This window comes from Diaphorobacter sp. JS3051, from assembly GCF_015832135.1.
Classification (GTDB): domain Bacteria; phylum Pseudomonadota; class Gammaproteobacteria; order Burkholderiales; family Burkholderiaceae_C; genus Diaphorobacter; species Diaphorobacter nitroreducens.
On the sequence record NZ_CP065406.1, the window covers coordinates 2454709 to 2475840 of the forward strand.

Sequence of the window (21132 nt, forward strand, 5' to 3'; positions counted from 1 at the left end):
GCGGCACGGTGCGGCCGCTTATAAAACCATAGCTGCCAGCGCTTGATGTACTTGGGTTTCGACATGAAAACATATCGAAATCCTTTTGAAACAAGCGCCATCAGCTCTCATTTTTGAAGAAGCCATGCGTTCCGAACGCCAGGGCCTGCTGGCCCTCCTGCTGGTGGTCGCCGTCTGGGGCACCACCTTCCCTGCGATGAAGATGATGTCCGCGCACCTGGATGCGCTGCAGATCATCTGGGCCCGCTTCGCGATTGCGCTGCTGGTCCTGGCGCCGCTGTGGCGCGGTCTGCGGCGCACGGAACTGCGCTGGGGTCTGCTGCTGGGCGCCCTGCTGTTCCTCGCGTTCTGGCTGCAAATCGAGGGGCTGGCGCGCACCAGCAGCAACCGCAATGCGTTCGTCACCGGGCTGAACGTGCTGGTGGTGCCGCTGTTGGCCATGGCCGTGCTGGGCCGGCGCTATGGCGCCGCGCTGTGGGCGGCCTGCGCCATGGCGTTGGCCGGCATGGTGCTGATGTTCCACGAGAACGAGCCCTGGAACCTGGGCGACACGCTGACGCTCGCCAGCACGCTGTTCTATGCCATCTACATCCTCACGCTGGAGGAATGCGCGCGCCGCACCGCGGCCCAGCCGCTGCGCGCCACACGCATGGCGGCGGTGCAGGCGCTGGTGATGTTCGCCGCGGCCAGCGTGCTGCTGCTCGCGCGCCATGGCGAGGTCGCCACGACGCTGCAGGCCCTTGCGGACCTGCCGGCGCACGCGCTGACGGCGCTGGCCTACCTGGGCGTGGTGGCCAGCGTGCTGGTGGTGACGCTGCAGGCCTGGGGCCAGCAGCGCGTGGATGCCATGCGCAGCGCCATCGTCTTCGGGCTGGAGCCGGTGTTTGCCGCCGCCACGGCCTGGGTGCTGATCGGCGAGCGCCTGGGCGCGGCCGGCCTGGCAGGCGCGGCGCTGATCGTGGCCGCCCTGGTGGTGAGCCAGTTGCCGCCGCCGCGCGCACTGGCGCGTCCTTCGACCCCCTGATCGGGCGCAAGAGCCCTCAGGGCATCGCGAGCGGCACGTCCGCCACGTTGCGCGGCGTGCCCATGGGAGCACCGGCCTGCCCCTTGGAGACGGCCGCCAGGTCTTGCTCGCTCGGGTACTGGCCCAGCAGCCAGTAGTCGAACACGCGGCGCACGATGGGCGCCGCCGCCGCCGCGCCAAAGCCCGCGTTCTCCACGATCACGGCCACGGCGATGCGGGGCTCCTCCACGGGCGCGAACGCGGCAAACAGGGAATGGTCGCGCTGGTGCTCCTCCAGCAGCTTGGCGTTGTACCGCACGTTCTGCCCCAGGCTCACCGCCTGCGCCGTACCGGTTTTGCCCGCCGAGGTGTAGGGCGCGCCCGCGAACACGCGCCGCCCCGTGCCCGCCTGGTTCACGGCCATCAGCGCGTTGTTCACGATCGCCACATGCTTGGGGTTGTAGCCCAGGCGCTCGCCAGGGGGCTGCTGCACCTCGGTCACCTGCCCGCCCACCTGGTCTTTCACGGCCTTGATCAGGTGCGGACGGTGGCGGGTGCCGCCGTTGGCCAGCGTGGCCTCGGCCACGGCCAGCTGCAGCATGGTGAAGTTGTTGTAGCCCTGGCCGATGCCCAGCGACACTGTCTCGCCCGAGTACCAGCGCTTGGCCTCCGGGCGCTTGTAGGTGTTGCGCTTCCACTCGGTGCTGGGCAGCACGCCGCGCACTTCGCCCCCGAGGTCGATGCCGGTGATCTGCCCGAAGCCCAGCGGCTTCATGAAGTCGTGGATGGCGTCCACACCCATCTCCACGGCCAGCGAATAGAAATAGGTGTTGCTCGAATACTGGATGGCGCGGTGCATGTCCACGCCGCCCAGGCCGCCTTCGTGGCTGCGGAAGGTGCGCCCGCCATAGTTGTAATAGCCCGGGTCGTTGAACACCTGCCCCGCCGTGCGCTTGCCCAGCTCCAGTGCGGCCAGCGCCATGAAGGGCTTGTAGGTGGAGCCGGGAGGGTAGGTGCCGCGCAGCGCGCGGTTGAGCAGCGGCTTGTTGATGGACTCGTTGAGCGCCTGCCAGTTTTCCTGGTCGATGCCCTCGACGAACAGGTTGGGGTCGAACGTGGGTTTGGACACCAGCGCCAGCACCTCGCCGTTGCGCGGGTCCAGCGCTACCAGAGCGCCGCGGCGCTCGCCGAACATATCTTCGATCAGCTTTTGCAGCTTGATGTCCAGCGACAGCATCACCGTGTTGCCCGGCGTCGCCGGGTGGCTGTTCAGGCGCCGCACGGCATGCCCGCCGGCCGAGGTCTCCATGCGCTCGAACCCCGTCTGGCCGTGGAGCGTGGATTCGAAGCTCTGCTCCACCCCCAGCTTGCCGATGTAGTCCGTGCCGCGGTAGTTGGCCGCATCGTCCGAGTCCTCGATGCGCTCCTTTTCGCGCTGGTTGATGCGGCCGATGTAGCCGATGGCGTGGCTCGCCACCTCGCCCAGCGGGTAGTTGCGAAACAGCCGCGCCTTGATGTCCACGCCGGGGAAGCGGTAGCGCTGCGCCGCAAAGCGCGCCACCTCTTCGTCCGACAGCCGTGTGCGAATGGGCAGGGAGTCGAAGCTGCGCGACTCCTCGCGCAGACGCTTGAAGCGGCGCCGGTCGCGCGGCTGGATGTCCACGACCTCGGCCAACGCGTCGATCGTCGCCTCCAGGTCCATGGTCCGCGAGGGCGTGATCTCCAGCGTGTATGCCGAGTAGTTGGTGGCCAGCACCACGCCGTTGCGGTCCAGGATGAGGCCGCGGTTGGGCACGATGGGCACGACCGCCGTGCGGTTGCTCTCGGCCTGGTCCGCGAGGTCCTCGTGGCGCACCACCTGCAGCACCACCAGGCGCGCGACGATCAGCAGGAATGCCAGCAGCACCACCACGCCCACGACGAACACGCGCAGGCGAAAGTGCCAGACATCGGCCTCGGCATTGCGCAGTTCGGTCATCCGCGGCGGCCCTTCACCCCTGCGCGCTCACAGCGGCCGGTTTTCATCGCGGTCGGGCGGGCGGCGCTGGGGTGCCAGCAGCACCCAGCTGGCCAGCGGCCAGAGGGTGGCCTCCAGCAGCGGCGCCACCAGGCCTTCGAAACCCGGCAGGATGCCCCCGCCGATGGCTACGCGCAGCAGCAGTTCGAGCGCATGGGCCGCAAAGAACAGCGGCAGCAGTTGCAGCGCCTGCAGCAGCGGGCCGAACCACAGCAGCCGGCGGTGCGTGTATTGCGCGCCGAACATCAGCAGGCAGTACACCAGCGCATGCTGGCCCAGCAGGGCAGACTGGTACACATCCAGGCACAGCCCCATGAGGAAAGCCACCCCCAGCCCCACGCGCTGCGGCTGGTGCATGCCCCAGAACACGAGCAGCACCATGACCCAGTCGGGCGTCCAGACCACGCGGCCCAGTGGCAGCATGTTCAGCGCCAGCGCGGCCACCAGGCTGGCAGCGATGAAGACCGGGTTCACGGGCAGCAGCAGCTGCTGGCCCTTGGGCATGATCATTTGCGGCCTCCGCGCTTGGGCGCCGCCGGCGCAGGTTCGGGGCGCGGTGGCAGGTCGGCCACCACCGGCTTGAGCACCATCACATGGCGCGCTCCGTACATCTGCGCCACGGGAGCGCAGTAGATGCGCGCAAAGGCGGAGTCGGCGCGCCGCTCCACGCGCAGCACGCGCGCAACCGGCAGGCCCGCGGGGTACAGGCCGTCCACGCCGCTGGTGGTGAGCAGGTCGCCTTCCTGCACATCCGCATTGCCCGGCGTGAAGCGCAGCTCCATGCCTCCGCCATGCCCGGCCACCGGGTCACCGTAGGCCACGCTGCGTGCACCGGTGCGCAGGTTGAGCACAGGAATGGCCTGATCGCGGTCGATGAGCAGCGTGACTTCGCTGAGCATGGGGAACACGCGCGTGACCTGCCCCAGCACCCCCGAGGCATCCATCACCGGCGAGCCCGGCTCCACGCCTGCCAGCTGCCCACGGTCCACCATGACACGCCGCGTATAGGGGTCTGCCGTGTCATAAATCACTTGCGCGGCTGTGGCCTCGGTGGTCAGGCGCTCGCGCAGTGCCAGCAACTGGCGCAGCTCGGCGTTCTCGCGCAGCAGCTGCTCGGCCTCGCCGGCACGCACCGCCATTTGCGCCATGGTGCGCTGCGCGTCGTCCACACCCTGCTGTGCGGCCTGCAGCGACTGGAAGTATCCAGCCCCCTTGTCCGCGAATTCCACCGGCTGCAGCATCAGCCATTGCAGCGGGTACAGCGCCGTGGAGACGGCCTTGCGCAGCGGCTCGGTCAGGTGAAAGCGTGCGTCCGCCACCATCAAAAACAGCGCCAGGGCGCTGTAGAGGGTGAGGCGGGAGAGCGGCGATGGCCCCTGCTTGAGCAGCGTCGGCGCCGAACGGTCCAGGGTTCCCAGTGGCATGCGGACAGCTCGTCAGGCGCGGTTCGGGCTCAGTCGCTGGTGAAGATGCTGCCCTGGCGGTCCATGCGCTCCAGCGCGATGCCGCAGCCGCGCACCACGCAGGTCAGGGGCTCCTCGGCCACCAATACGGGCAGGCCGGTTTCCTCGGCCAGCAAACGGTCCAGGTCGCGCAGCAGCGCGCCGCCGCCGGTGAGCATCATGCCGCGCTCGGCAATGTCGGCGCCCAGCTCCGGCGGGGTCTGCTCCAGCGCGTTCTTGACGGCGGAGACGATCTGGTTGAGCGGCTCGGTCAGGGCCTCCAGCACCTCGTTGGACGAGATGGTGAAGCTGCGCGGCACGCCCTCGGAGAGGTTGCGGCCCTTGACCCCCATCTCCTTGACCTCGGAGCCTGGGAAGGCAGAGCCGATGTTCTTCTTGATGGCCTCGGCCGTCGGCTCACCGATCAGCATGCCGTAGTTGCGGCGGATGTAATTGATGATGGATTCGTCGAACTTGTCGCCACCCACGCGCACGCTGCCCTTGTAGACCATGCCACCCAGCGAGATCACGCCGACCTCGGTGGTGCCGCCGCCAATGTCCACCACCATGGAGCCAGAGGCCTCGGATACCGGCAGGCCCGCGCCGATGCCGGCGGCCATGGGTTCTTCAATCAGATACACGGCGGTGGCGCCGGCCGCTTCGGCCGCGTCCTTGATGGCGCGGCGCTCCACCTGGGTGGAGCCGCAGGGCACGCAGATGATGATGCGCGGGCTGGGTGTGAGCACCGAGCGGGGATGCACCATCTTGATGAACTGCTTGATCATCTGCTCGGTGATCACGAAATCGGCAATCACGCCGTCCTTCATCGGGCGGATGGCGTCGATGTTGCCAGGCACTTTGCCCAGCATGGCCTTGGCCTCGTGGCCCACGGCCTGGATCACTTTCTTGCCATGCGGGCCGCCCTCGTGGCGGATGGCGACGACGGAGGGTTCGTCGAGCACGATGCCCTTGTCGCGGGCGAAGATCAGGGTGTTGGCTGTGCCAAGGTCAATGGCCAGGTCGGTGGAGAAGTACCGACGGAAAGCTCCGAACATGCAGGGGTCCTCTCAGGCACGGCATGCACGTCGGCCTGCCGTCGCCGGATATTACGGGGTGTTTGTTGGCTTTTTTCGCACAATGACCGGCAATATGGAGGTCTAGCGGCAAAGCCGGGATAATAACGCATCCCCTGTGAATAACTCCCCCTGGCGGAGCCCGGAAAGCCGCTTTACATCTGGTTTCCGCCCGTCCCTCTTCCCTATGGCACTGACACCCCAGGATATCGGCCGCATCGCCAATCTGGCCCGGCTCGAACTGAGCCCCGGCGAAAGTGAGCGCATGCTCACGCAACTCAACGGTTTTTTCGGCATCGTCGAGAAGATGCAGGCTGTGGATACCCATGGCATCGCCCCCCTGTCGCACCCGGTGGCGGTGGTGCAGGATGTGCAGCTGCGCCTGCGCGAGGACGTGGCCAGCGAGCCCGACCAGCGCGAGGCCAACCAGCGCAGCGCGCCGGCCGTCGAGCGCGGCCTGTTCCTGGTGCCCAAGGTCATCGAGTGAGGACGACAGCATGAGCAACACCCCCTCCTCCGAACTCCACGACCTGGGCATCGCACAGCTGACCAGCGCACTGCGCAGCAAACAGGTCTCGGCCGTCGAGGCCGCGCAGCATTTCCTGGCCCGCGCACGCCAGCACCAGAACCTGGGCGCCTACGTCGCCATGAACGAGGACGCCACCCTGGCGCAGGCCCGCGCGCAGGACGCGGCCCTCGCCGCCGGCACGGCTGCCCCGCTGGCCGGCGTGCCGATCGCGCACAAGGACATCTTCGTCACCCGCGACTTCCCCAGCACCGCCGGATCGAAAATGCTGGCCGGTTACCAGTCGCCGTTCGACGCCACCGTGGTCACTCGTCTGGCCGATGCCGGCTGCGTAACCCTGGGCAAGCTCAACTGCGACGAGTTCGCCATGGGCTCGGCCAACGAAAACTCCGCCGTGGCGCCCGTGGGCTACGACGCCCCCGCACCGGTGCGCAACCCCTGGGACACCAGCCGCATCCCCGGCGGCTCCTCGGGCGGCAGCGCCGTGGCCGTGGCCGCGCGCCTGGCGCCGGCCGTCACCGGCACGGACACCGGCGGTTCCATCCGCCAGCCGGCATCGTTTTGCGGCGTCACCGGCATCAAGCCCACCTACGGCCGCGCCAGCCGCTACGGCATGATCGCCTTCGCCTCCAGCCTGGACCAGGCTGGCCCGATGGCCCGCTCGGCCGAGGACTGCGCGCTGCTGCTGTCGGCCATGTGCGGCCCCGACCCCGACCGCGACTCCACCAGCCTGGACGTGCCGGCCGAGGATTTCAGCGCCCAGCTGAATGACTCCATCGACGGCCTGCGCATCGGCATCCCGGCCGAGTTCTTCGGCGACGGCCTGGCGGGCGACGTGCGCGCCGCCGTCGATGCGGCACTCAAGGAGTACGAGAAGCTCGGCGCCAAGCTGGTGCCCATCAGCCTGCCGCGCACGGAGCTGTCGATCCCCGTGTACTACATCATTGCGCCGGCCGAGGCGTCGTCCAACCTCTCGCGCTTTGACGGCGTGAAGTTCGGCCACCGTGCCAAGGACTACGCCGATCTGGTGGACATGTACAAGAAGACCCGCGCCGAAGGCTTCGGCGACGAGGTCAAGCGCCGCATCATGATCGGCACCTACGTGCTCTCGCACGGCTACTACGATGCCTACTACCTGCAGGCGCAGAAGATCCGCCGCATGATCGCGGACGACTTCCAGAACGCCTTCAAGGATTGCGACCTGATCGCCGGCCCCGTGGCGCCCAGCGTGGCCTGGAAGCTCGGCGAGCACGGCAACGACCCGCTGGCCGACTACCTGGCCGACATCTTCACCCTGCCCGCATCGCTGGCCGGCCTGCCCGGCATGAGCGTGCCCGCCGGCTTTGGCGCGGGCGGCATGCCCGTGGGCCTGCAGCTCATCGGCAACTACTTCCAGGAGGGCCGCCTGCTGAACGCCGCGCACCGCCTGCAGCAGGCGACCGACTTCCACCTCCGTGCGCCGGAGGGCATCTGACCATGACCGCGAAACTCATCCAGGGCTACGAAGTCGTCATCGGCTTCGAGACCCACACCCAGCTCGCCACCCGCAGCAAGATCTTCAGCCGCGCCAGCACCGCCTTTGGCGCCGAGCCCAACACCCAGGCCTGCGCTGTGGACCTGGCGCTGCCCGGCACGCTGCCGGTGATGAACCGCGAGGCCGTCGCCTGCGCTATCAAATTGGGACTGGCCCTTGGCTCCCACATTGCGCCAGAGAGCATTTTTGCGCGCAAGAACTACTTCTACCCGGATCTGCCCAAGGGCTACCAGATCAGCCAGTTCGAGATCCCGGTGGTGCAAGGCGGCGAAGTCTCCTTCTATCTGGGCGATGAGAAGAAGACCGTGCGCCTGGTGCGCGCCCACCTGGAGGAAGACGCGGGCAAGTCGCTGCACGAGGACTCCTCATTGGGTGGAGGGGGCCAGTCGGGCATCGACCTGAACCGCGCGGGCACGCCGCTGCTGGAGATCGTGACCGAGCCCGACATCCGCAGCAGCGAAGAAGCCGTGGCCTACGCCAAGGAACTGCACAAGATCGTGACCTGGATCGGCATCTGCGACGGCAACATGCAGGAAGGCAGCTTCCGCTGCGACGCCAACGTCTCGGTGCGCAAGCCCGGCCAGCCCCTGGGCACGCGCCGTGAGATCAAGAACCTCAACAGCTTCAAGAGCATGCAGCAGGCGATCGACTACGAGATCCGCTGGCAGATCGAGGAGATCGAGGATGGCCGCGCGATCCAGCAGGCCACCGTGCTGTTCGACCCCGACACGGGCGAGACGCGCGCCATGCGCACCAAGGAAGACGCGGCCGACTACCGCTACTTTCCCGACCCCGACCTGCCGCCGCTGCGCATCGCCGCGCCCTGGATCGATGACATCAAGGCCCAGATGCCCGAGCTGCCGCGCGCGATGGCCGCGCGTTTCGTGCAGCAGTACGGCCTGCCCGAGTACGACGCCACCACGCTCACGCAGAGCCAGGCCATGGCGGCCTATTTCGAGGACGCCGCCAAGGGCTGCGGCCAGCCCAAGCTCGCCTCCAACTGGGTGATGGGCGAGATCTCGCGCCGCCTGAATGCCGAGGAGATCGGTGTGGAGCAGGCCAAGGTGAACAGCGCCCAACTGGCGGCGCTCATCGGCCGCATCAACGACGGCACCATCAGCAACAACGCTGCTCGCCAGGTATTCGAAGCCTTGTGGAGCGGCGAAGGCCATGACGTGGACGCCGTGATCGAGGCCAAGGGCCTCAAGCAGATGAACGATACGGGCGCGCTGGAGAAGATCATCGACGAGGTGATTGCCGCCAACGCCGCCAACGTGGAACAGTACAAGGCCGGCAAGGACAAGGCCTTCAACGCCCTCGTAGGCCAGGTGATGAAGGCCAGCAAGGGCAAGGCGAACCCCCAGCAGGTCAACGACTTGCTGAAGGCCAAATTGGCCTAGAACGCAGGCCAGTCAAGCGCTGGCAGCTATCAAAAAAGAAGGCTCCCGTTGGAGCCTTTTTGTGTGCCGTCTCAGCGCGAGGCGCCGGGCGATACGAGCGTGGACTGCGGCGGCACCAGTTGCGACGCCGCCGCGCGCTGGGCCGCCCATAACTGGCGCAGCTGGGCCAGTTCGGCGTCGAAGCGCTGGTGGATGCGGCGCTTTTCCTGGTCCTGCGCGGTCAAAAAGCGCTGCTGCTCGGCCACGGCCTCATCGTTTTCGGCGATCTGGCGCTGCAGCTTCATCGGCGCCTTGAGCGGGTCGCGGCGGTAGAACTCCATCTCGCCGTCAATGCGCTTGCGCTCGACCTGCAGTTCCTGGATGCGCTTGCGTGCTACGGCCATGACCTCGTCCACCTGCACGAGGGCGGCCTCGCGCTCAACCTGGTGGGCCGCCTCGTCGGGGTAGCGCGCCATCAGCACGCGCTCGCGGCGGCGCTCTTCGGCAATGCGCGCGCGCTCCTGCGCCTCCTTGCGGCGCTGCACTTCCAACGCGGCACGCTCGTGTTCGGTCAGCGTGGGGCCGATGCGGCGCCGCTCGGCACCGGTGTGGTCCAGGATGCGCTGCTCACGGTCCACGCAGTCGGCGATGGGGCGGTCGGCGGTGATGCGCCTGCCGGTTTTGTCGATGCAGGTATAGACCTCTTGCGGCGGCTTCGGCTGCGCCCAGGCGACCGGGGACAATAGGCCCAGCGCTGCGGCGGCCATACCTGCCATGAACCAGCCCGCGTGTCGTGTGCCTGCTTTCAAAACCCCCGCCCTCCTGGCCGCTGCCGTTGTTTTCAGTCGTTCACGCCGTAGCGCTGACGATAGGCCAGCACCCGCTCGTGGTGCTCGCGCATCTGCGCATCGCCGCCACCTGTCGATAGATATTGCAATAAGTCTGCCAGCTTGGCGATAGCGCAAACCTGCATGCCCAGTTCACGGCGCACGTACTGCACGGCGCTGTGGTCCACGTCCTGTCCATTCTCGGTGGCCTTCTCCTGGCGGTCGAGGGCGATCGCAATGGCATGCGGCGTGGCACCCGCGGCGCGGATCAGCGCGATGGACTCGCGCGCGGCGGTGCCGGCGCTCATCACGTCGTCGATGATGAGCACCTTGCCCTGCAGCGGCGCGCCCACCAGCGTGCCGCCCTCGCCATGGTCCTTGGCCTCTTTGCGGTTGTAGGCAAAGGGGACGTTCTTGCCCAGGCGCGCCAGCTCCACGGCCACCGTGGCGGCCAGCGGAATGCCTTTGTAGGCGGGGCCGAAGACCATGTCGAACTCCACGCCGCTGGCCAGCAGGGCTTGTGCATAGAATTGCGCCAGCCGCCCGAGCTTGGCGCCGTCGTCGAACAGACCGGCGTTGAAGAAATACGGGCTCATGCGGCCTGCCTTGGTCTTGAATTCACCAAAGCGCAGCACCCCTGAATCCACAGCAAACCGCACGAAATCCTGCGCCAGGCGGGCTTGGCTCGCCCCTTGTTCCACCGTCTGCGCGCTGTCTGTCACCATGGATGCATCCTTGTTCAAATTAACCAGTCTCAACCTCAACGGCATCCGCTCGGCCACGTCCAAAGGGGTCGAGGCATGGATTGCCCAAAGCCGGCCGGATTGTATTTGCGTACAGGAAATCAAGGCCCAGTCTGCGGACATGCAGGGGCGTTTCGAGGAGCTGGCCGGCCTGAAGGGCTACTTTCATTTTGCGGTGAAGAAGGGCTACTCCGGCGTGGGCATCTATGCGCGCCACGAGCCCAGCGACGTGGTCATCGGCTACGGCTCCAGCGAGTTCGACACCGAGGGGCGCTACGTGGAACTGCGCTTTGACACGCCCGCGCGGCGCCTGTCCATCATCAGCGCCTACTTCCCCAGCGGCTCCTCGGGCGAGGAGCGCCAGTTGGCCAAGTTCCGCTTCCTGGAGGAATTCCATCCGCACCTCATGCGGCTGAAGGCCGAGCGGGAGTTCATCCTGTGCGGCGACATCAACATTGCCCACCAGCAGATCGACCTGAAGAACTGGCGCAGCAACCAGAAGAACAGCGGCTTTTTACCCGAGGAGCGCGCCTGGATGACAAAGTTGTTGCACATCTCTGACCCCGCGGGCGGGCTGGTGGACGTTTACCGTCAGTTACAGCCGGAGACCACGGACGCTTGCTACACGTGGTGGAGCAACCGCGGCCAGGCCTATGCCAACAACGTGGGGTGGCGCCTGGACTACCACCTGGCGACGCCCGCCATCGCGGCGCTCGCGCGTACCGAGGAAATCTACAAGGCGCAGAAGTTCAGCGACCACGCGCCCATCACCGTGGGGTACGAGCTGTCGCTCTGAATTCAGGAGCTATTCGCGCCGGGTGTTCGGCGTTTTCCACGCGCTTTCGCATGGAAAAGCTTACATATCCAGCGCGAACAGCTTCTATTTTCATAGCGACCTGCTTACTGGCGCCCGGCCATGTAACGCTGCGCCGCCTCCCACCCCAGTTCGGCCAGCGGTCCGGCCTTGGCGCCTGTCTCCACCGCATCGGCGGCCGCGGCATTGCCGTCCTGCGCCCGCTGGGCGATGCCGTGCAGGATGGCCGCCATGCGGAACAGGTTGTAGGCCAGGTAGAAATCCCAATGCTCCGCCGCCTGGCGTCCGGTGGCCTGCTCGTACCAGCCCACGTACTCGCTTTCCTGAGGGATGCCCAGCGCCGCGAGATCGAGCCCGCCGATGCCGCGCCAAAGGGTGGGCGGGATGCGCCAGGCCATGCACTGGTAGGCCAGGTCGGCCAGCGGGTGGCCCAGGGTGGACAGCTCCCAGTCCAGCACGCCGATCACGCGCGGCTCGGTGGGGTGAAAGACCAGGTTGTCCAGCCGGTAGTCGCCGTGCACCAGCGTGGTCTCGTCGCCTGCGGGCAGGTGCTCGGGCAGCCAGTCCATCAGGCGGTGCATGGCCTCGTTCATGGGCACGGTGGATTCGCGGCACTGGCGCGACCAGCGGGCGATCTGCCGGCCCACGTAGTTGCCCACCTTGCCGAAGTCGCCCAGCCCCACCGCGACATAGTCCACGGCGTGCAGCGCGGCAATCACGCGGCTCATGTCGCGGTAGATGGCGCCGCGCTCTGCAGGCTGCATGCCGGGCAGGGACTGGTCCATGAAGACCCGGCCCTGCAGGAACTCCATCACGTAGAACGGTGTGCCCAGCAACGCCGAGTCGTCGCAGTAATGCAGCATGCGCGGCACCGGCACAGCGGTGTCCTGCAGGGCGCGCATCACGCGGTATTCGCGGTCGATAGCGTGGGCGGATGCGATCAGCGGCCCGTCGGGCTTCTTGCGCAGCACGTACTGGCGCCCATCGTCGGTGGTCAAGCGGTAGGTGGGGTTGGATTGTCCGCCCGCCAGCACCGTTGCGGTCAGCGGGCCCGCGCCCGCCAGGCCCTGCGCGCGCAGGTAGTCGCCCAGGGCGTCCAGCGGCAGATGGGTCACTGCGCCGGTCATAGCGAACTCACCAGGTGCGCGCCGTCCACGGCCACGGTGGCGCCGGACATGGCGGCGCCCGCATCGCTGGCCAGCAGCAGCAGCGGGCCGTCCAGGTCCGTCAGCTCGCCAAAGCGGCGGCTGGGGATGCGGCTGCGCAGCTTGTCGCCCGCCTCGCTGGCCAGAAAGTCGCGATTGAGGTCGGTCACCACATAGCCGGGCAGCAGCGCGTTCACGCGGATGCGGTGGCGCGCCAGCTCCAGCGCCATGGCCTTGGTGGCCTGGATCACGCCGGCTTTCGATATGGCATAGGGTGCCACGCCGCCCGCCACGCGCTCGCCCAATATGGACGCCACGTTGACGACTGAGCCGCCCTTGCCCGCCACCACCATGCGGCGGGCGGCCTCGGTGGCCACCAGCCAGCAGCCCTTGAGGTTGGTGTCCAGCACCTGATCGAAGTCGGCCTCGGTCTGCTCCAGCAGGGGGCGCGTCACGGTCACGCCGGCGTTGTTGATGACCACGTCGGGCACGCCCCAGTCGGCCAGATCATCGAAGCAGGCGCGCACGCTGGCGCTGTCGGTCACGTCCAGCGCGCAGGCCCGCGCCTGGCCGCCTGCGGCGTTGATGTCGTCCACCGTGCCCTGCAGCTTGTCGGTGCGGCGCGCCGCCAGCGCCACCTGGGCGCCCTGCGCCGCCAGCAGGCGGGCAAAGTGCTGCCCCAGCCCGCTGGAGGCGCCGGTCACCAGCACGCGCTTGCCGTTCAGGCGAAAGCGTTGCATCACGTCGTTGTCCATGCTCAAGCCCCTCCTTCGTGCAGCAGTTCGGCCTCGGCCTTTTCGGCCATGTGCACCAGCTTGCGCGCCATGCTCCAGCGGTGCACCTCGCTCGGGCCGTCGTAGATGCGAAACGCGCGCATGTCGGTGAAGATGCGCATCACGGGCGTCTCGCCCGTCACGCCCTGGCCGCCCAGAATCTGCACGCTGCGGTCCACCACGCGCCATTCGGCCTCGGAGCAGACCACCTTGGCGCGGCTGGACTCAAAGTTGCACTTCTCGCCCTGGTCCAGCAGCCACGCCGTGTGCCAGATGTGCAGCCGCGCGGTGTGCATGTCCATGTCGTTGTCGGCCAGCATGTAGCCCACGCCCTCGTGTTCGGCCAGCGGCTTGCCGAAGGCGTGGCGCTTGCGGGCGTATGCCAGCGCCGTGTCGTGCGCGCGGCGTGCCTGGCCCAGCCAGCGCATGCAGTGCGTCAGTCGCGCGGGCGCCAGGCGCACCTGGGCGTAGCGAAAGCCCTTGCCGATCTCGCCCAGCACATCGCTGGCGGGCACGCGCAGGTTGTCAAAGCGCAGCACGCCGTGGCCGCCTGTAAAGCAGCTGTCCATGGCGTCCATGTTGCGCTCCAGCACGATGCCGGGCCGGTCCATGTCGGTCAGGAACATGGTGGCTGATCGGTCCTCCATGCGCGCCATGATGATGGCGTAGTGCGCGCCTTCGGCGCCGGTGATGAACCATTTGCGGCCGTTGATCACGTAGTCGTCACCGTCGCGCACCGCCGTGGTGGCCAGCATGGACGGATCGGCCCCGGCGCCGGGCGCGGGCTCGGTCATGGCAAAGCATGAGCGCCACTGCCCCGCCACCTGGCCGCGCAGCCAGCGCTCTTTTTGCGCGGGCGTGGCCACCTCTTCCATCAGGTGGATGTTGCCTTCGTCCGGCGCATGGATGTTGAGCGCCGTGGGGCCCAGCCAGGAGTAGCCGGCCTCTTCAAACACCACGGCCTTGGCGACATGCGACAGCCCCAGCCCGCCCATGTCGCGCGAGGCGTGGGGCGTGAGCAGCCCGGCCGCCCGGGCTCGCGCCACCAGCTCGTTGCGCAGCGCCTCATCGGGGCCGTGGTGCGACTGGCGCCCGTCGTTTTCCAGCGGAATCACCTGTTCGGCGATGAATTGCCGCACCTTGTCGCGCAAGGCGAGCAGCTCGGGGGAGAGGGAAAAGTCCATGCAGGGCCTCTTTGAAATGAAGCGCCAGAACGCCTGGCGCGTTGCAGATGATATTGTCAGACAATATTGAAAACAAGCCCTGTCACGCTGTGATAATGTTTGTCCTCCTTCCTGCCGCCCGCCCATGTTGCCCACCCTGCCGCCCGAGCCCGCTGACGACGCTCCCGAAATCGCCCCCGTGACCGCCGCCGACGCGGTGTTCCACGGCATCGTGCAGGGGCTGGCGCAGCAGCGCCTGGTGCCCGGGCAGCGGCTGGTCGAGGTGGATCTGGCCGCGCAGTTCGGCGTCAGCCGCGCGTCGGTGCGCGAGGCACTGCAGCGCCTGGCCGCGCAGGGACTGGTCGATTTGCACCGCAACAAGGGCGCCGCCATACGCAGCCTTTCGGCGCAAGAAACGCTGGAAGTATTGGACGTGGCCGAGCGCATGACCGGCCTGCTGGCGCGCAGCGCGGCGCGGGCGATTGCCGCGGGAGCACCGACCGCCCCCATCGAGGCGGCGCTACAGCAACTGCACGAAGCCGACCGCAGCCAGGATGCAGACCGCTTTGCCAGCGCCCGACGCGCCTTGTACCGCGCGCTGCTGGCCACCAGCGGCAGCCGCGAGCTGCGCCGCCTGCTGCCCTCCATCCACATGCCCATCGTCTATGCCCAGCACCGCCCCGCCACGCTGCAGCAGGTGCGCATGCGCGACTACCAGGCCATGTGCCAGGCCATCCTGGCCGGTGACGCAGCCGCGGCCGACGCCGCCGGCATGCAGCATGTGCGCAATGTGCGCGAGGCCATCGCACCCGCGCTGCAGGCGGACGACATGCGTTTTGCATGAAATATGCCTCCAGCGCTTGTTTAACAAGCGCTGGCAGCTATTGTTTTTGAATAAGCAACGCGCCGCGGCGCCTACGATCCGCAGCCGCGCGACAATCGCCGCATGCTGCACTACCATACCGTCCCGTCACCCCGTTCCAGCAAAACTGCTCCATCGTCTGGTGCGACCAGACCATGGATGCCGCCGTCATCGACCCCGGGGGCGACCTGGATGTGCTGCTGGCCGAAGTGCAGCGCCTGGGCCTGCACCTGAAGGCCATCTGGCTCACGCACGCCCATATCGACCACGCGGGCGGCACGGGCGAGCTGGCGCAGCGGCTGCAACTGCCCATCATGGGCCCGCATGAGGGCGATCAATACTGGATTGACGGCCTGGCGCAGCAAAGCGTCATGTTCGGCTTTGCGCCGGCGCTGCCCTTCACGCCCACACGCTGGCTGCATGACGGCGACACCGTCACCATTGGCCACGAGACTTTGAGCGTGCGCCATTGCCCCGGACACACCCCCGGCCATGTGGTGTTCCACGCGCCGCAGATCGACCGCGCATTCGTGGGCGACGTGCTGTTTGCGGGCAGCATCGGCCGCACCGACTTTCCGGGCGGCAACCACCAGCAGCTGATAGACAGCATCACCCAGCGGCTGTGGCCCATGGGCGACCAGACGGTGTTCATTCCCGGCCACGGGCCGGAAAGCACCTTTGGGCGCGAGCGGCGCAGCAACCCCTACGTGGGCAATACCTGAATCAATCCACTATTAATTCAATAGCTTGCAACGCTTGCTGGATAAGCGCTGCAAGCTATTTTGGCCACAAGGCGCTTACCGTCCCAGTTCCTTGGCGCTGACGCCGGCGATGCCCCAGTTTTCTTTGGGAACATCGTGGATCCAGACGCGCACGTTGGCGGGCGGCGCGCCCACTGCATCGACGAGGGCCTGGGTCACCTTTTCGATGACGGCCTTCTTCTGCTCCTCGGTGCGGCCTTCGAGCATGTAAATCTGGGCAAAAGGCATGTGCGTGACTCCTGGGAAATCAATCAAGTTGCAGCCCAAGGCTGCGGATCAGGGGGCTCCAACGCTCGTTCTCGGCGCGGATGAACTGCGCAAACTGCTGCGGCGTATTGCTGCGCAGATTGGCGTGGATGGACTGGAAGGCCGCCTGCACCTCGGGCGTCTGCGTGCCGGCCGCCCAGGCCTGGGCCAGCCGGTCGGCCATGGACGCCGGCATAGCGGCGGGTGCTATCAGGCCAAACCAGTTTTCCACGACAAAGCCCGGGTAACCGGACTCGGCCACCGTGGGCACGTCGGGCAGCGCCGGGGCGCGCTGCGGCGAAGTCACGGCAATGGCGCGCAGCTTGCCCGCTTTGATGTGCTGGAAGGTGGTCACCAGCGAGCTTTCCATGCTCAGCATGACGTTGCCTGAAATCAGGTCGGGCACGATCTGGCTGGAGCCCTTGTAGGGCACATGGGTCAGCGCGATTTCGGCGCGCTTTTGCAGCAGCTCCGCCGCCAGGTGGTTGCCGGTGCCCACGCCGGAGGTGGCGTACAGCAACTTGCCTGGGTTGGCCTTGGCATAGGCCACCATGCCGGCCAGATCGGTAAAGGGCGCGCGCGGATTGGCCACGATGACGTTGGGGGTCGTGCCGACCAGCGAGATGGCCTGCAAGTCCTTTTCGACGTTGAAGGGCAGCTTGGCATAGAGATACGGCGAGATGGCCAGGCTGCTGATGGCCGCGATGCCTAGGGTGTAGCCGTCCGGCGCGGCCTTGGCCACCGCGTCGGTGCCGATGTTGCCGCCCGCCCCGGCCTTGTTCTCGACCACGAACTGCTGACCCAGCTTGTCGCCCATGGCCTTGGCGGCCGTGCGGCCCATGATGTCGGTGGGGCCGCCCGGCGGAAAGGGCACGATCATGCGCACCGGCTTGGCCGGGTAGCCGGATTGCGCCCAGGCGCTGCCCTGCAGGCTGGCGCCGAATGCGGCCAGCGCGCTGGCCGCCATGAAGTTGCGTCGTTGCATGGTTTGTCTCTGGTTGTCGTTATGGAATGGCCCAGGTGCTCAGGCTCAGGCAAAGCGCAGCGACACGCTGCCCATGCCCTGCACGCGCAGGCTCACGCTGTCGCCCGCCGCCACGGCCACGGCCTCGGTGGCGCCGCCGGACAGGATCAGGCTGCCGGCCGGAATCTCCTGACCGCGCCGGCCCAGGTGGTTGGCCAGCATGGCAATCGCCGCCGCCGGGTGGCCGAGCACGGCCGCGCCCGCGCCCAGGGCCACGGGCTCGCCGTTCTTCTCCAGCACCAGGCCGACGGTGCGCAGATCGACATCCTGCGGCCGCATGGGCTGGCCGCCGACCACGAAGCGCGCGGCCGAGGTGTTGTCGGCCACCACGCTCTTCAGGTCGAACTTGAAGTCGCGGTAGCGGCTGTCGATGACCTCGATGCCGGGCATGACGAAGTCGGTGGCGGCTAGCACGGCGCCGATGTGGCAGCCCGGCCCTTTCAGCGCGTGCTTGAGCACGAAGGCGATCTCGGGCTCGACCTTGGGGTGGATCAGCGCCTTGGTGTCCACCGCCGCGCCCTCGGCCACGGCGTAGTCGTCAACCAGAAAGCCGAACACCGGGTCGGTCACGCCCATCTGCTGCATCTTGGCGTGCGAGGTCAGGCCCGCCTTCAGGCCGACCACGCGCGCGCCGCGCGCCAGCTTGCGCTGCAGGATGGCGTCCTGGATGGCGTAGGCGTCGTCCCAGTCCATGCCGGGGTAGTCGTCGGTGATCTTGGGGGTGTCGCGCACCTGCAGCTGGCAGGTCTCCAGATGTTCGGCCAGCTGGGCGATGCTTGCTTGGTTCAATGCCATGGGAATAGTCCTTTGTCGTGCCGCTTTAGTTGTTCCGCTTCACGCAGCCACCTTGATGCCACGCGCACGGGCCATGGTGATGGCCGTGTCTTCGATCATGTCTTCCTGCCCGCCCACCATGCCGCGCCGGCCCAGCTCCAGCAGCAGCTCGCGCGCGGGCACGCCGTACTTGGCCTCGGCGCGCTTGGCGAACAGTAAAAAGCTGCCATAGACGCCCGCGTAGCCCAGGGTCAGCGCGTCGCGGTCGATGCGGATCGGGAAGTCCATCAGCGGCACCACCAGGTCCTCGGCCACGTCCTGGATCTTCCAGACATCCACGCCGGTGGCGATGCCCATGCGGTCGAGCACGGCCACCAGCACCTCCATGGGCGTGTTGCCCGCGCCCGCGCCCAGTCCGGCCGCCGCGGCGTCGATGCGGTTGGCACCGGCCTGGATGGCGGCAATGCTGTTGGCCACGCCCATGGCCAGGTTGTGGTGGCCGTGAAAGCCCAGTTCCGTTTCGGGCTTGAGCGCCTGGCGCACCGCCGTGATGCGCTCGGTCACATGCTCGGGCAGCATGTAGCCCGCCGAGTCGGTGATGTAGATGCAGTTGGCGCCGTAGCCTTCCATCAGCCTGGCCTGCTTGACCAGCCCTGCCGCGTCGTTCATGTGCGCCATCATCAGAAAGCCCACGGTGTCCATGTCCAGCTTGCGCGCCTGGGTGATGTGCTGCTCGGAGACATCGCCCTCGGTGCAATGCGTGGCCACGCGGATGGTGTGCACGCCCAGGTCATGCGCCATCTTCAGGTGGTCCACCGTGCCAATGCCGGGCAGCAGCAGGGCCGAGACCTTGGCCTGCTTCATCAGCGGAATCACGGTGCCCAGGTATTCCTCGTCGCTGTGCGCAGGAAAGCCATAGTTGACCGACGCGCCGCCCAGGCCGTCGCCGTGGGTCACTTCAATCAGCGGCACGCCCGCGGCATCCAGCCCTTGGGCCACGCTCTTCATCTGCTCCAGCGTCATCAGGTGGCGCTTGGGGTGCATGCCGTCGCGCAGCGTCATGTCGTGCAGGGTGATTTTCTGTGTCATTTCAGTGTCCTCGTGTGGTGTGGCACATGGGGGAATCCACTCCCTCTCCCGCTGGCGGGAGAGGGCGGGGGTGAGGGTGGCTTATTGACTTGGGCGCAGCGCCCGTTCACCCCCTCACCCCTGCCCTCTCCCCCACGGGGGAGAGGGAGTAATACCCTCAAGCTGCTTGCAGGCTGAGCTTGCCGGCCAGGATTTCCTCGGCAAACATCTCCGCCGTGCGGGCGGCGGCCGCCGTCATGATGTCCAGGTTGCCCGCGTACTTGGGCAGGTAGTCGCCCAGGCCCTCGACCTCCAGGAAGACCGAGACGCGCTGACCGTCGAACACCGGCCCGTTGACCAGCTTGTAGCCGGGCACGTATTTCTGCACCTCGGTGATCATGGCGTGGATGGATGCGGTGATGGCCTCGCGGTCGGGCTCGCCCTCGGTCAGGCAGTGCACGGTGTCGCGCATGATCAGCGGCGGCTCGGCCGGGTTGATGATGATGATGGCCTTGCCCTTCCTGGCGCCGCCCACTTTTTCAATCGCCCCCGCCGTGGTGCGCGTGAACTCGTCGATGTTTTTGCGCGTGCCGGGGCCGGCGGATTTGCTGGACACCGTGGCGACGATTTCGCCATACGCCACCGGCTGCACGCGGCTCACGGCCGCCACCATGGGAATGGTGGCCTGGCCACCGCAGGTGACCATGTTCACGTTCATCTCGGCCTTGCCGACGTGCTCCTTCAGGTTGACGGGCGGCACGCAGAACGGGCCGATGGCCGCAGGCGTGAGGTCGATCATGAGCGCGCCCTGCGCGTTGACCTTGCGCGAGTTCTCGGCGTGCACGTAGGCGCTGGTGGCGTCGAACACGATCTGCACGCCGTCGGCCTTCATGTGCGGCACCAGGCCATCGACACCCTCGGCGGTGGTCTTGATGCCCATTTCGCGGGCGCGCTTGAGGCCGTCGGATTCAGGGTCTATGCCCACCATCCACACGGGCTCCAGCACGGGGCTGCGCTGCAGCTTGGCCAGCAGGTCGGTGCCGATGTTGCCGGGGCCGATCAGGGCGCATTTGATCTTGCGGGTCATACTTTTTTCCTCAAATAAAACGGACGGAGCAGCCGCCGATGCCGCCAATGGTCACGCGCAGGTTGTCGCCCGCCTGCACCGGCACCATGATTCCGAGCGAGCCCGACAGCACGACCTCGCCCGCCTCCAGCGCGATGCCGTGCGCGCCCAGGGTGTTGGCCAGCCAGGCCACGGCGTTCGCCGGGTGGCCCAGGGCGGCGGCGCCCGCGCCGGTGGCGACGATGTCGCCGTTCTTCTCCAGCACCATGCCGCAGGTGCCCAGATCGACGTCGCGCGGGTCCACCAGGCGGTCGCCGAGCACGAACACGCCGCAGGATGCGTTGTCCGCCACGGTGTCCTGGATCTTGATCTTCCAGTCGCGGATGCGCGAGTCAACGATCTCGAAGCAGGCCATCACGCCCTCGGTGGCGGCCAGCACGTCGGCGGCGGTGACGCCGGGGCCTCGCAGCGTTTTCTTCAGCACAAAGGCGATCTCGCCCTCGGCCTTGGGCTGGATCAGCGTGCTGGCGGCAACGGCCTGGCCTTCGTTGAAGACCATGCCGTCGGTGAGCCAGCCGAAGTCGGGCTGGAACACGCCCAGCATGTCCATCACCGCCCGGCTGGTGACGCCGACCTTTTTGCCCACCACGCGCTCGCCGGCGTCCAGGCGGCGCGCCAGCATGCGCTGCTGGATGGCGTAGGCGTCGGCGATGGTGATGTCGGGGTGGCGGGTGGTCAAAGGCTCCACCACCTGGCAGCCCGCGAGGGCCTGGTACAGCTCGTCGCCGAGCTGCTCGATCTGTTGGGAGTTCATGGCCATGGTTTTGCTATATAAAAAGTAGCTGCTTACGCTTGATGGATAAGGGCTTGAGGCTGATTTGGCTTAAATTCC

At 67.3% G+C, this 21132-nt stretch carries 21 protein-coding genes and 1 pseudogene; 7 read left to right on the top strand and 15 right to left on the bottom strand.

All coding sequences use genetic code 11. The annotated features are described in order from the left end of the window. The first annotated feature begins 124 nt into the window (after window positions 1-124). On the top strand, window positions 125-1024 hold the full coding sequence (locus I3K84_RS11820) for a DMT family transporter (protein WP_011803709.1): 900 nt from the start codon (window positions 125-127) through the stop codon (window positions 1022-1024). A 16-nt stretch (window positions 1025-1040) separates the two neighbouring features. Here the strand turns inward: I3K84_RS11820 and mrdA are convergent, their stop codons facing one another. From mrdA to I3K84_RS11840, 4 genes are read right to left on the bottom strand one after another with little or no spacing between them, the layout of a single operon-like run. After that, window positions 1041-2981, bottom strand: coding sequence for a penicillin-binding protein 2 (gene mrdA, locus I3K84_RS11825; RefSeq protein WP_012655335.1), 1941 nt, complete (start codon window positions 2979-2981; stop codon window positions 1041-1043). Window positions 2982-3008: 27 nt separating this feature from the next. After that, on the bottom strand, window positions 3009-3530 hold the full coding sequence (gene mreD, locus I3K84_RS11830) for a rod shape-determining protein MreD (protein WP_012655334.1): 522 nt from the start codon (window positions 3528-3530) through the stop codon (window positions 3009-3011). Continuing rightward, window positions 3527-4444, bottom strand: coding sequence for a rod shape-determining protein MreC (mreC, locus tag I3K84_RS11835; RefSeq protein WP_196994562.1), 918 nt, complete (start codon window positions 4442-4444; stop codon window positions 3527-3529). Before mreC ends, mreD begins: the two co-directional genes overlap by 4 nt. Before the next feature lie 29 nt (window positions 4445-4473). Further along, the gene (locus I3K84_RS11840) at window positions 4474-5517 is read right to left on the bottom strand and encodes a rod shape-determining protein (RefSeq protein WP_172205440.1); all 1044 of its coding nucleotides are present in this window, start codon (window positions 5515-5517) and stop codon (window positions 4474-4476) included. Window positions 5518-5722: 205 nt separating this feature from the next. Here I3K84_RS11840 and gatC point away from each other — a divergent pair, with 205 nt between their 5' ends. The 3 genes from gatC to gatB are packed head-to-tail and all read left to right on the top strand — an operon-like array spanning window position 5723 to window position 8995. Further along, a complete protein-coding gene (gatC, locus tag I3K84_RS11845; RefSeq protein ID WP_088887854.1) occupies window positions 5723-6022 on the top strand; it encodes an Asp-tRNA(Asn)/Glu-tRNA(Gln) amidotransferase subunit GatC in 300 nt (99 codons plus the stop codon). A 10-nt stretch (window positions 6023-6032) separates the two neighbouring features. Then, window positions 6033-7535, top strand: coding sequence for an Asp-tRNA(Asn)/Glu-tRNA(Gln) amidotransferase subunit GatA (gatA, locus tag I3K84_RS11850; RefSeq protein WP_196994563.1), 1503 nt, complete (start codon window positions 6033-6035; stop codon window positions 7533-7535). A 2-nt stretch (window positions 7536-7537) separates the two neighbouring features. Beyond that, window positions 7538-8995 (top strand): Asp-tRNA(Asn)/Glu-tRNA(Gln) amidotransferase subunit GatB, encoded by a 1458-nt coding sequence (gatB, locus tag I3K84_RS11855; RefSeq protein WP_011803702.1) that lies wholly within the window; start codon window positions 7538-7540, stop codon window positions 8993-8995. Between the two features lie 71 nt (window positions 8996-9066). On the opposite strand, the gene I3K84_RS11860 is transcribed toward gatB, so the two are convergent. Both I3K84_RS11860 and pyrE read right to left on the bottom strand, forming a co-directional pair. Beyond that, the gene (locus I3K84_RS11860) at window positions 9067-9750 is read right to left on the bottom strand and encodes a DUF4124 domain-containing protein (protein WP_196994564.1); all 684 of its coding nucleotides are present in this window, start codon (window positions 9748-9750) and stop codon (window positions 9067-9069) included. 65 nt (window positions 9751-9815) lie between these two features. Next, the gene (pyrE, locus tag I3K84_RS11865) at window positions 9816-10526 is read right to left on the bottom strand and encodes an orotate phosphoribosyltransferase (protein WP_196994565.1); all 711 of its coding nucleotides are present in this window, start codon (window positions 10524-10526) and stop codon (window positions 9816-9818) included. 10 nt (window positions 10527-10536) lie between these two features. On the opposite strand from pyrE, the gene I3K84_RS11870 reads away from it, so the two are divergent. Next, the gene (locus tag I3K84_RS11870) at window positions 10537-11340 is read left to right on the top strand and encodes an exodeoxyribonuclease III (protein ID WP_011803699.1); all 804 of its coding nucleotides are present in this window, start codon (window positions 10537-10539) and stop codon (window positions 11338-11340) included. Between the two features lie 104 nt (window positions 11341-11444). Here the strand turns inward: I3K84_RS11870 and I3K84_RS11875 are convergent, their stop codons facing one another. The 3 genes from I3K84_RS11875 to I3K84_RS11885 are packed head-to-tail and all read right to left on the bottom strand — an operon-like array spanning window position 11445 to window position 14460. Next, a complete protein-coding gene (locus tag I3K84_RS11875) occupies window positions 11445-12485 on the bottom strand; it encodes a phosphotransferase (RefSeq protein WP_196994566.1) in 1041 nt (346 codons plus the stop codon). Then, window positions 12482-13258 carry an SDR family NAD(P)-dependent oxidoreductase gene (locus I3K84_RS11880; protein ID WP_196994567.1) on the bottom strand — a complete coding sequence of 259 codons (777 nt, stop codon included), beginning with the start codon at window positions 13256-13258 and terminating at the stop codon, window positions 12482-12484. The genes I3K84_RS11875 and I3K84_RS11880 overlap by 4 nt, the downstream gene beginning before the upstream one ends. A 2-nt stretch (window positions 13259-13260) precedes the next feature. Next, window positions 13261-14460, bottom strand: a complete 1200-nt coding sequence (locus I3K84_RS11885) for an acyl-CoA dehydrogenase family protein (protein WP_196994568.1) — start codon at window positions 14458-14460, stop codon at window positions 13261-13263. Between the two features lie 124 nt (window positions 14461-14584). On the opposite strand from I3K84_RS11885, the gene I3K84_RS11890 reads away from it, so the two are divergent. Beyond that, window positions 14585-15283, top strand: coding sequence for a GntR family transcriptional regulator (locus I3K84_RS11890; protein WP_196994569.1), 699 nt, complete (start codon window positions 14585-14587; stop codon window positions 15281-15283). A gap of 102 nt (window positions 15284-15385) precedes the next feature. After that, window positions 15386-16023 (top strand): annotated as a pseudogene (locus I3K84_RS11895) (MBL fold metallo-hydrolase). Window positions 16024-16098: 75 nt separating this feature from the next. Here I3K84_RS11895 and I3K84_RS11900 read toward each other — a convergent pair. From I3K84_RS11900 to dmpE, 6 genes are all read right to left on the bottom strand, one after another. Beyond that, a complete protein-coding gene (locus tag I3K84_RS11900) occupies window positions 16099-16290 on the bottom strand; it encodes a 2-hydroxymuconate tautomerase (RefSeq protein ID WP_011803693.1) in 192 nt (63 codons plus the stop codon). A gap of 19 nt (window positions 16291-16309) precedes the next feature. Beyond that, complete coding sequence (locus I3K84_RS11905; RefSeq protein WP_196994570.1) at window positions 16310-17293, bottom strand: tripartite tricarboxylate transporter substrate binding protein; 984 nt, start codon at window positions 17291-17293, stop codon at window positions 16310-16312. A 45-nt stretch (window positions 17294-17338) separates the two neighbouring features. Beyond that, complete coding sequence (gene dmpH, locus I3K84_RS11910) at window positions 17339-18127, bottom strand: 2-oxo-3-hexenedioate decarboxylase (RefSeq protein ID WP_196994571.1); 789 nt, start codon at window positions 18125-18127, stop codon at window positions 17339-17341. Window positions 18128-18166: 39 nt separating this feature from the next. Beyond that, the gene (gene dmpG, locus I3K84_RS11915; protein WP_196994572.1) at window positions 18167-19195 is read right to left on the bottom strand and encodes a 4-hydroxy-2-oxovalerate aldolase; all 1029 of its coding nucleotides are present in this window, start codon (window positions 19193-19195) and stop codon (window positions 18167-18169) included. Between the two features lie 157 nt (window positions 19196-19352). Continuing rightward, a complete protein-coding gene (locus I3K84_RS11920) occupies window positions 19353-20261 on the bottom strand; it encodes an acetaldehyde dehydrogenase (acetylating) (protein ID WP_196994573.1) in 909 nt (302 codons plus the stop codon). Between the two features lie 10 nt (window positions 20262-20271). Further along, window positions 20272-21054: a 2-oxopent-4-enoate hydratase gene (gene dmpE, locus I3K84_RS11925; protein WP_196994574.1), complete on the bottom strand. Its 783-nt coding sequence runs from the start codon at window positions 21052-21054 to the stop codon at window positions 20272-20274. Window positions 21055-21132: the final 78 nt, after the last annotated feature.